6 protein-coding genes and 1 pseudogene are annotated in these 10,457 nt (G+C 60.4%); 6 read left to right on the top strand and 1 reads right to left on the bottom strand.

Translation table 11 applies throughout. The features are described 5' to 3' along the window. The first annotated feature begins 15 nt into the window (after positions 1-15). The gene (locus tag JNB85_RS10685; protein ID WP_220334297.1) at positions 16-1,245 is read left to right on the top strand and encodes a right-handed parallel beta-helix repeat-containing protein; all 1,230 of its coding nucleotides are present in this window, start codon (positions 16-18) and stop codon (positions 1,243-1,245) included. A gap of 93 nt (positions 1,246-1,338) precedes the next feature. On the opposite strand, the gene JNB85_RS10680 is transcribed toward JNB85_RS10685, so the two are convergent. Beyond that, positions 1,339-2,922 carry a hypothetical protein gene (locus JNB85_RS10680; RefSeq protein ID WP_220334296.1) on the bottom strand — a complete coding sequence of 528 codons (1,584 nt, stop codon included), beginning with the start codon at positions 2,920-2,922 and terminating at the stop codon, positions 1,339-1,341. Positions 2,923-3,491: 569 nt separating this feature from the next. On the opposite strand from JNB85_RS10680, the gene JNB85_RS10675 reads away from it, so the two are divergent. From JNB85_RS10675 to fcl, 5 genes and pseudogenes are all read left to right on the top strand, one after another. Then, the gene (locus JNB85_RS10675) at positions 3,492-4,589 is read left to right on the top strand and encodes a glycosyltransferase family 2 protein (protein ID WP_338050319.1); all 1,098 of its coding nucleotides are present in this window, start codon (positions 3,492-3,494) and stop codon (positions 4,587-4,589) included. A 1-nt stretch (position 4,590) separates the two neighbouring features. Further along, a pseudogene (locus tag JNB85_RS31095) lies at positions 4,591-5,628 on the top strand (O-antigen ligase family protein); the annotation flags it as partial. A 192-nt stretch (positions 5,629-5,820) separates the two neighbouring features. After that, the gene (locus JNB85_RS10670) at positions 5,821-8,028 is read left to right on the top strand and encodes a GumC family protein (RefSeq protein ID WP_420852265.1); all 2,208 of its coding nucleotides are present in this window, start codon (positions 5,821-5,823) and stop codon (positions 8,026-8,028) included. A gap of 180 nt (positions 8,029-8,208) precedes the next feature. Then, positions 8,209-9,312, top strand: coding sequence for a GDP-mannose 4,6-dehydratase (gene gmd / locus JNB85_RS10665; RefSeq protein ID WP_220334293.1), 1,104 nt, complete (start codon positions 8,209-8,211; stop codon positions 9,310-9,312). Next, complete coding sequence (gene fcl / locus JNB85_RS10660) at positions 9,305-10,276, top strand: GDP-L-fucose synthase (RefSeq protein ID WP_220334292.1); 972 nt, start codon at positions 9,305-9,307, stop codon at positions 10,274-10,276. Before gmd ends, fcl begins: the two co-directional genes overlap by 8 nt. Positions 10,277-10,457 lie beyond the last annotated feature (181 nt).

Below are 10,457 nucleotides of genomic sequence, written 5' to 3'. Positions count from 1 at the left end.
GACAGGAGAAGAGCGATGACGGACTATTACGTTGCCACTGATGGAAGCGACATCGCCAAAGGCAGCTTGTCAGCACCCTGGAAGACGATCAGCCGCGCCATGCAGGCCCAACTCAGGCCCGGCGATCAGGTCGTCGTAAAATCAGGTACGTACCACGAGCAGATCGTGATCACGAAGGATGGCGCGGCGGATAATTATGTCACCATCCGATCCGAATTGCCCGGCAACGCTATGCTCAGGCCGCCTTCTTCGGACGCCTACAGCACGCTGAGCGTGCGAGCGAATTACGTGAAGATCCAGGGCTTCGATGTCGTCGGCGGAGAAGGACATGCGATCGATGTTGAAGGATCGCATCATGTGACGATCAAGGACAATATCGCCCATGACAGCGGCGGTTCGGGTATTTCCACCGCCAAGTCCGATTGGCTGACGATCGAAGACAACCGGATCTACGGCAACGCCGCGACGAACGGCTATCAGTGCAGCGGCATCTCCCTTTGGCAAAACATGGATCTCGCCCCAGGCAATGCCGAGTTCCGCAACGTCATCAGGAACAACATAAGCTACGACAACGTGCAAGGACCAGCGATCAACTGGGAACACACGGATGGAAACGGTATCATCATCGATGGCTTTCACGACACCAAATACCGATACCGCACTCTGATCGAGGGCAATGTCTCCTACGGCAATGGTGGCAAAGGCATCCACGTCTTCCTGAGCGACTTCGTTACAGTACGCAACAATACCGTCTGGCACAACAATCACGACAATGCCAATAAGGGAAGCTGGCGGGGCGAGCTGAGCAACGCCATGGGCAGCCACAATACCTGGGTGAACAATATCGCAGTGGCGGATCCGCGAACGGACTCCCGGAACCGAGCCATCAACGACGTCAGCACCAACGGCTACGTGAACAAGGATGTGAAGTGGTACAACAATATCACCTTCAACGGTACGCCACGCGAGGCGTCGGTACTTTCGGACGGCCGTTCGCCGGACGCTGCCGACGGGAACCTGCTTGGGTTTGATCCGCTGCTTTCCGACCCGGCCACGGGAAATTTCCACCTGAAGCCGGCTTCGCCGGCCATCGATGCCGGCACGTCCGCTTTCGGGCTCGGATCTGTCGACCTTGACGGGCAGGCCCGCATGAACGGCAAGGTCGACATCGGAGCAGATGAGGCCGATTCCGATGCAGACACGCCGCCGAATGCCCAGAACGTTTCTGGTTCGGCACCGCGATGAATACGGTCGCCGAGAACTTCCTCGCCAACAGCGGCTAGCTCATAGTGAGCTCAGGGGCGTCGATCGCAGCAGCTCGAAGCATGATATAGGAGGTTAGCGGCAAGGCAACGGACCCGTCGATGGCACGCGTCGCCAGATCTGGAAAGCCTGAAAGGTCTCGGTGATTTGAAAATGTTGATCGGACAGGAACGCGGCGAGAACCCCTTCCGGATCGTAGATATCAGACTTGCTGGTGACGATGAGGGTTGGAGCCTCGAGTATGGAAGCAAAGCCTGGCCGCGGTTCTGAGACATAGAGCGCACTGCCGCACTCGCGGCCCAGCGGCACGCGGTAAACGAGGGCGCCGAGCGCGTCGGCATTCCACCAGACGCGATCACCCTCAGTGAGAGCTGAGCGCACGACGCCGGCCGCGGAGCGATAGTCGTCCTTGGCGTGGCGGGGAGCGAACCTGATGCTCGCGCCGGAGGCCAATGCCATCATCAGAAAGCCAAGCACCACGAGCTTGCCGGCGGGCCTACGCCAGAGCAAGGCCACGCCCGCTGCCTGCAGCGCCAGGACGACCGCGATTGCGGGCGCAAGATGGCGACCGACGACGCGCCAGTGCAAGATATATCCGGCCATCAGGATCAGTGCAGCAGCGGACGTGAAGGCGATCGCGCAGGCTGCCAGCGTGCGAGGCGGAATATTGCGAATGGCATGGATCAACCCCGCCGGCGTTACCGCCCCGACCAGGATGGCGTAGCTCGCCAGAGCAACCACGTAAGAGGAGACGATCGCCCCCTCCCCTGTGCGCAGATCCGTGCGGCCCGGCCCGAGGCCTGCAAAGCCGAACAGTTCATAGGCCGAAAAAACCAGAGTCCGCGCGTCGGTCGTCGCCACTTTGGTGCCGCCTGCCCCTCCGATCACCGTCCAGAGATAATAGAGCCCGAGCGGCGCCAGCACGAGCACGAGGAGAACCGATGGCCCGATGAGATGGCTGGCTGCAAGCCGGCGACTGCGCCAGGACACAGCACACGCGGCGGCAGCAACCGCGGCTGCGGCCCATATCGCGCCGAGGAGGCTGCTTCCGGCAAGAGCGATAAGCCCGAACGCGAGCAGCCATGCTTGGCAGCGGCTAAGAAGGGGGCCTTCTGCGCCGCGATCGCTCGCTGCAACGACCGCGCGCTCGAGAAGGCCGAAGACCATGAGGCTCGCCCCGATCTGCATGCCATAGGGCCGCGCCTCGTCGATATAGTACCACAGGAAGGCGCTGGTCCCGGCCACCAGAAGGCGATCAATCCGACCCTTAGCGAAAATGTAGAGGCCAGGAATGAGCCAAAACAGGTTCATCACCCTGAGAGCGATCTCGCCGTCGCCTGCGATTTTCTCCCAGGCCCAGATCGCCACGAGGAAAAACGGCATCTGCGCATCTGAACCGGTCTCCGCGACCATGCGGGCCAGAAACGTCCCGAAGTGCGGCTCCGCTGCGCGCCAGGCGGTGTTGGCTTCGTCTATCCAGTAGCTCTGTCCGCTGATCGCGATACAGAGCGCCCCCAAGGTGGCGACCATGGCGAGCCACGAAGTGACCCGCCGCGACAACGGGCGCGACCTCTGCGAAAACGATCCTGGTTTGTTGGCCGGGTTCGATGGTTCGGCGATCTCTGCGCCCATCGCCAGATCGAGGTTAGATATGCCCATTCACGTACAAGTCCCAAAGCCGTGTCCAGCGAGCCGCCGGCAATACATCTATCCCGGCTTAGATCGGCGCTAAGACTAACGCTTTCTCCGTTCGAGCAACAATCAGCACAAAGTGGTACGCGTACGTCTTATGGCTCGCTTTCGATCAGCCGGTAGAAAGAATAAAGTTCATTTCTACAAAGGCTTGCGCGTCATCACAGACGGAGATTCCGAGAGAGGTTCGATAAGCCTTGAAGCTTGCAAGTTCGCAAGCTGGATGGAGCCGGACATGGTCAAGAGTAAGACTATTGTAAAGAGTGATCGGATCGAGCGGTTTCCTCAAAACACCTGTGGACGGCTCCGCTGTCTCGGCGAAGACTTTTATCAGGCCCGATCCTTATTCGGCATGTGCCTGCAGTTGCTCGGTCGGCTGAGCGCCGATCGTCGTGCGGTCGCCGGCACGCATGGTCCAACCCATTTCATCACATCGGGAGCTTAAAATGTTGCCGCACAGCACGGAGCTCCCCCGCACATGGCCAATTGCTGCGACTGATCTTTCGCCTCGAGGCATGTCCGATACGGAAGGCCTGGTGCTGAGTATCGTGGTGCCGGTGTTTAACGAGGAGGAGACGATCGTGCTCTTTCTCCAGGCCGTGGATGCACAGACCAACGCGATCCGCAGCGCTCTTGGATCAGGCGGGCAGGTGGAGATTCTCTTCGTCGACGACGGCAGCCGAGATCGCACTGTGGAGATCATCGAAGGTCTCGTGGCGCAGCGATCGGATGTCGGCCTGATTTGCCTGTCGCGAAACTTCGGCAAGGACGCAGCGCTGGCCGCAGGCCTTGCCCATGCCCGCGGCGACGCAATCATCCCGATGGACGTCGATCTGCAGGACCCGCCGGACATCGTTCCTGATATGGTAACCGCCTGGATGCGCGGCGCAAAGGTGGTCAACGCACGCCGCAAGAGGCGTGGCAGCGACACCTGGCTTAAGCGCTGGAGCGCCACGGCTTTTTACGGCCTCTACAATCGAATGGCCGATTATCCCATCCAGGACAATGTCGGCGACTTCCGGCTGCTGGACCGCAGCGTCGTCGATGTCCTGAACGGCATGCCGGAGCGCATCCGCTTTATGAAAGGCCTGTTCTCCTGGGTTGGCTTCACGCAGGCGACGGTCGAATACGACCGGCCGAAACGGACGGCAGGCACCTCGAAGTGGGTATATTGGCGCCTGTGGAACTTCGCTTTGGACGGGATCACGGGATCGACGACGATGCCGCTGCGGATATGGACCTATGTCGGCCTCGTCGTCGTTTTTCTGGCGCAACTCTACGCGGCCATCATCATCGGGCGAACGCTGATATTCGGCGTCGATGCGCCTGGTTATGCATCGATTATGGTGGTCATTCTGGTGTTCGGCGCGTTCAACATGATCTCCGTCGGGCTCCTTGGCGAATATGTCGGCCGGATCGCAGTCGAGGTCCGGCAACGGCCGCTTTATCTGGTGGAGCATCTGACGGGTCGAGCAGCCGCAGGGACGGATAGCGGCACCGTTGCCGATCTGGCGAGGCGCGGCGCGCCCGCCACCGCCGGCTCTGTGCGACGGGTCGGCATCGCCGCAAGTTCGGCAGTGGCGAGCGCGAGACCGCCGGAGGGCCAGTTGAGCAGCCAGTATCCGGCAGAATGACATGGTGGATAAGGCTTGCTACCCGGCAATCTACAGCCCCAGTGTCATCATGCCTTGGCGTTCGATGGAGTGCGTCGGTGTTATCATTGCGCTGCTCCTTCTGAGCGGTTGCGTCTTCCCTCTGATCGACCGCGATGGCTACCTGGATGCCAGTGAAATGGCGACTCTTCGCCTGCTTGGCATGCCTATCTATCTGATTTCTCTTGGGCTCTTGGCTCGAAATCAGGCAGAGCTGCTGATCGCCATCCGCCGCAGCCTGCCGTTCGTTGTGCTCCTCCTTTTACCGCTTGTCTCCGTGCTGTGGTCGCCCAGCCCCGCTCTCACCCTGCAGCGGGGCATCGCGCTCGTTCTCTCCGTATCGCTTGCGTATCTTCTCGCCATCCTGTTCACGCCCCGGCAATTGCTGTTGCTGACGGTCGTGGTGCTCGGCTCCGGCATGGTATTCAGTCTTTTGATGGCTGTGGCATGGCCCAGTCGCGCGTTCACCGTGGGCGAGAGCTCCCTGAGAGGGGTCTTTGACAACAAGAACGCGCTCGGGTGGAACGCCGCAATCGCGACTTTCGCATGCAGCGTGATGGCAGCGGATCGACAGGCGGGGCTGAAAATCGTCAGCATACCGCTGCTGTGCGCCAGTCTCGTTTGCCTCGTCGCGTCCCAGTCGATGACGGCCATGACCTCACTCGCCAGTGCGGTGGTGGCCACGGTTTTCTTCCTTGCTCTATCAAAGACCCGCGATCTCGGACGGGTGACCCTCGTGCTGGTCTGTCTGCAACTGGTCGCGCTGGTCCTTGTAGGCCTCAGCGAACTGCTCGTTCCCATGCTGGAAGCGCTGGGCAAGGATGCGACACTGACCGGCCGTGTTCCGCTCTGGCGGGAAGTGGATCACGCAATCGGAAGGCGGTTGTTGTTCGGTTACGGCTATCAGGCCTTCTGGGCCGACTCCAACGCCGATGGCTGGCACGTCCGAGCCGCGGCGGGGTGGCCGGCGCCGCACGCCCATAATGGATTTCGCGACACATTGCTGAGTCTCGGGCTCCTGGGCTTCATCCCACTGGTCTGGACCATTGCCCGCGCTTTGCGGCAGGGCGCGGCGCTCCTGTGTGACGCTCCTGAGGAAGGTTGGCTGTGGCTGAACGTGCTGGTCATCATGTTTCTGGTGATGAACCTCACGGAAACGATCATCCTCACTCAGAATAGCCTTCTCTTCGTCCTGTTTGCCACTGCCGTGATTATGTTCGCGATCCGGTTCCCGACCGAAACGGGTGATCTCACGTCTGGTTTACGTTTGCTGCGTCGGCGGCTGGTGATGATCGTTGCTCTGATGGTGGTGCTGATGGCGGCTTCGATCGTGCTGATCTCGGGGTTGAGGCCGAGCTATCATGCCGGATCCCGGCTGATGATCCACAAGCCCCTGGCAACCGCGCTGAACAGCGGCGATGCCGGCGGCAATGCGCCGCTCAACGTCACCTCCGAGACCGAGCGGCTTCTGTCGAGAAGCGTGGCCGAGCGGGTCATCCGCGACTTGCGGCTCGACGAGCGGCCGGAGTTCAACCCGGCCCTGCGCCAGGCCTCCGTCGTCGATGAGATCAGGGCAACTTTGCGCGCCCTGATGAGCAGCGATCAGTCGTCGCAACCGGCAGCAGACAGTGTCGAGCCGGTCATCCAGGCCTATTACAAGGCGCTGAGTGTCTGGCGCGACGGCCAGAGCGACGTCGTCCAGATCGGCTTTATGGCCGGCGATCCGCAACTCGCAGCCGCCGTCCCGAACCGGCTCATCAGCATCTATCTCGAAGAACGCAAGGACAGTATCCGCGCCAGCCTGGACACGGCGCAAGCATGGATCGGCCAGCGCATCGCCGAACAGCAGGATCGCGCCAAGGCAGCCCGCGATGCCGCCGACACCTATCAGCAAACGGCGGGCGTCGTTCAAAACGACGATGATCAGAGCGAACAGATCAAGGCGATCGTCGAATTGAGCGACCGGCAGACGAAGATCGGACAAAGCCGCGCCGACATCAAGGATACGATTGCCGCGCTGGAAGCAGCCGACGATCCTTCGCTTGCCGCTCAGACCAAAGCCGTTCCCGACAGCATCGGCGTGATGCAGGCCGATCTTCGGACCCAGCAGCAGGATCTTGCCCGCCTTCTCGACATCTATGGCAACGATGCTCCCGCCGTGGTCGACCTGCGGGCAAAGATCGACAAGTCCCGCGCCGATCTCAGCACGGCGGTCGACCGGTACCTGCAGTCCATACGCGCCAGGCTGACCGCTCTGGATGACGAGGACCGCACGGTCCGATCGGCACTGACGGCCGCCTATGAGCAGCGCTCCCGCTCGTCGCTGGCGCAGACAGAGCTTACGCGGCTGCAGCGCATCGCCGACAAGGAGCAGACGGCGCTCGACAAGCTCGAGGAGCAGCGCCGGAGCCTTGTCGGGCAGGCCATGCTGCCGGGCGCCGAACTGGAGGTCCTGTCACCGGCTGCAGTGCCGCTCACACCGCAGGGGCGCAGCCGGCTGTTCTATCTGATCGGCGCCTTCTTTGCTTCCATCTCGGTTGCGGTGACGGCCGCCTTCGTGGTCGAGATGATGGACAGGACGGTGCGCAGCTTCGACCAGATCGCCGGAATCGCACGCATCGTGCCGGCCGGCTTCGTCCCGCACTTGCGACGCAAGGACCGCAGAGACCCTTCAAGGCTGTTCGGGCAAACGCAGATCGGCATGTTCGACGAAGCGATCCGCACCATCATGATCTCGCTCAAACAGACCAACGGCGGAAAGCTGCCGAACAGTATTGCCGTCACCTCGGCCCATAGCGGCGAAGGCAAGTCGCTGGTGGCCGGATCGCTGGCAATCGAACTCGCCGCCAACGGCACGCCGGTGCTGCTCGTCGACAGCGACATCCGGCGCGGACGTCTCGACACGTTGTTCAGGTCCGGCCTGACGCAGGGGCTGAACGAGTTCTTAAGTGGGCAGGCAGCTCTTCAGGACATCGTCCATCACCATCCGAGCGGCATCGACTTCATCCCGGCCGGCAATCCCGGTCTGCAGCGGCGCATGCGGTCGGCCGACCTGGCCGAGATCATCGAGATGGCCCGCGCCAGAGGCCAGATCGTCATCTTCGACAGCGCCCCAGTGCTCGCCTCGGCCGACACGATGCATCTGACGGCGCTTGCCGAGCGAACGCTGATGGTCGTGCAATGGGCAAAGACCAGCCGCCGCGCCGCCGAATTCTGCCTGCAGCAGCTCAGGAGCGCCCGCAATGCCGACATCGTCGTCACCATCAACAACGTCAAACCAAAACGTCACGCCAAATACAGCTTCCGCGACTCCGAACTCTACGCAAGGTCGTTGATGAAATATCAGAATTTCGAGACGTCGCCGATCGCGACATGGTTCACCTTGCGTTGGCTGCACCCGTATCTGGGGATGCAAAAATGAGGCAAAACGCTTCGCTCCTCCGCATGAAAGGCAAGGCCGGAGCCGACCGTTCAAGCAGCAAGGCACCGCCCCGTCGATGTATCCGGCAAGGCATTCCGCCTGATTAAGGCGGCGCAGCGCCCGTCCCTTGCAGCATCAGTTTGTCAGAAACAGCGTTCGTATTCGAGTTGGAGAGCGATCATGGATACCGGAATGAGACAGAACAGGAAAGTTGCACTAATTACCGGCGTGACGGGTCAGGACGGTGCGTATCTGGCCGAGTTGCTGTTGGATAAGGGCTACATCGTTCACGGCATCAAGCGGCGTTCGTCATCCTTCAATACCGATCGCATCGAGCATCTCTACGAGGATCCTCATGTCGACAATCCGCGCTTTATCCTGCACTATGGAGATATGACGGACGCAACAAACCTCATAAGGATCGTTCAGGAAACGCAGCCCGACGAGATCTATAATCTTGCCGCACAGAGCCACGTCCAGGTCTCTTTCGAGACGCCGGAATATACCGCCAACGCGGATGGAAGCGGCACCTTGCGGCTGCTTGAAGCCATTCGCCTGCTGGGCATGACCAAGAAGACCCGTTTCTACCAGGCATCCACCTCCGAACTCTACGGCAAAGTTCAGACGGTTCCACAGAACGAGACGACGCCCTTCTACCCTCGATCCCCCTATGCCGTTGCCAAGCTCTATGCCTACTGGATCGTCGTCAATTATCGCGAAGCCTATGGCATGCATGCCTCGAACGGCATTCTGTTCAATCATGAAAGCCCGCTTCGCGGCGAAACCTTCGTAACGCGCAAGATCACTCGGGCGGCCGCGGCCATCCATCTTGGCCTGCAGGACCGGCTCTATCTCGGTAATCTGGATGCCAAGCGCGACTGGGGACATGCGCGAGAATATGTCCGCGGCATGTGGCTCATGCTGCAGCAGGACGAACCTGAGGATTATGTTCTTGCGACCGGCGAAACGCACACCGTTCGCTCCTTTGTCGAGAAGGCCTTTGCCAGGGTGGGCATGCCGATCGATTGGCGTGGGGAGGGTGTCGAGGAAAGAGGATTTGACAAGCTCTCCGGCCGATGCGTGGTAGAAATCGACCCCGCCTACTTCCGCCCCACTGAAGTCGACCTTCTGCTTGGCGATCCGACAAAAGCGCATACAAAACTCGGCTGGAAACACGAGATTACTCTTGACCAGCTGGTTTCGGAAATGGTTCGCGAGGATCTGAAAGTCATGGCCCGCAATGTTCCGTTGGTCGGTGCGAACAAGGGCCTGGTCCATGCCTGATGTCATCTACAGCCTTGCCGGAAAGAGGGTCTATGTCGCGGGCCACCGCGGCATGGTGGGCTCTGCGATCGTTCGGCGCCTCGAGTCCGAGGGCTGCGAGATCTTGACGGTCGCGCACGCCGAGGTCGATCTGAGACGGCAGGATCAGGTGGAGGCATGGATGGCGAAGAACCGTCCCGATGCCGTCTTCCTGGCAGCTGCCAAGGTTGGCGGCATTCTCGCCAACGATACCTATCCAGCCGACTTCCTCTACGACAACCTGATCCTGGAGGCGAATGTCATCCACGCCGCTTATGAAGCTCGCGTCGAAAAGCTGATGTTTCTGGGTTCGTCCTGTATCTACCCGAAACTTGCCGATCAGCCGATCGTCGAAGACGCGCTTCTCACCGGATCGCTCGAACCCACGAATGAATGGTATGCGATCGCCAAAATTGCCGGGTTGAAGCTCTGCGCTGCTTATCGAAAGCAACACGGCAAGGATTTCATCTCGGCCATGCCCACCAATCTCTATGGGCCGGGCGACAATTTTGATCTCGCATCAAGCCATGTCATGCCGGCCCTGATCCGCAAGGCACATGAGGCGAAGGTCAACGGCGATAAGGAAATACGCATCTGGGGCACTGGCACACCAAAGCGAGAATTTCTCCATGTCGATGATTGCGCCGACGCCTGTGTCTATCTCATGAAGACCTATTCCGCCGAAAGCCATGTGAATGTCGGCTCCGGAAAAGACATCAGCATCCTCGAATTGGCGCAGCTGGTTGCAGAGGTTATAGGCTTCGAAGGCGATATCACCCGCGATCTCACGAAACCGGACGGAACGCCACGCAAACTCATGAGTGCCGACAAACTTCGCAGGCTTGGCTGGTCTCCAAAGATCGGCCTGAAGGAGGGCATTGCCGATGCCTACCACTCCTTCCTGAATGGGCACTATCTTAAGCGCCACATCGAGGCTGCGGAGTGAGTGCACCCGCCCGTTGTCACCTAACTGACGCGGTTGATCTTCAGCGGATTCGTTGGCCGGCGGCCCGCGGGCTTGGTCAACGAAACGCTGCGGTCGGCACGAAAACTTCTCTCGGCACCTCAGATTTTCTTCAATGCCGATCACGCTTCCGTGCCGGATCGAGGTCGGCGCAATGTTCCAC

Origin of the sequence: Rhizobium mesosinicum (genome assembly GCF_019511345.1) — a bacterium.
GTDB lineage: Bacteria > Pseudomonadota > Alphaproteobacteria > Rhizobiales > Rhizobiaceae > Rhizobium > Rhizobium mesosinicum.
This window is presented reverse-complemented; position numbering and strand designations above follow the sequence as displayed.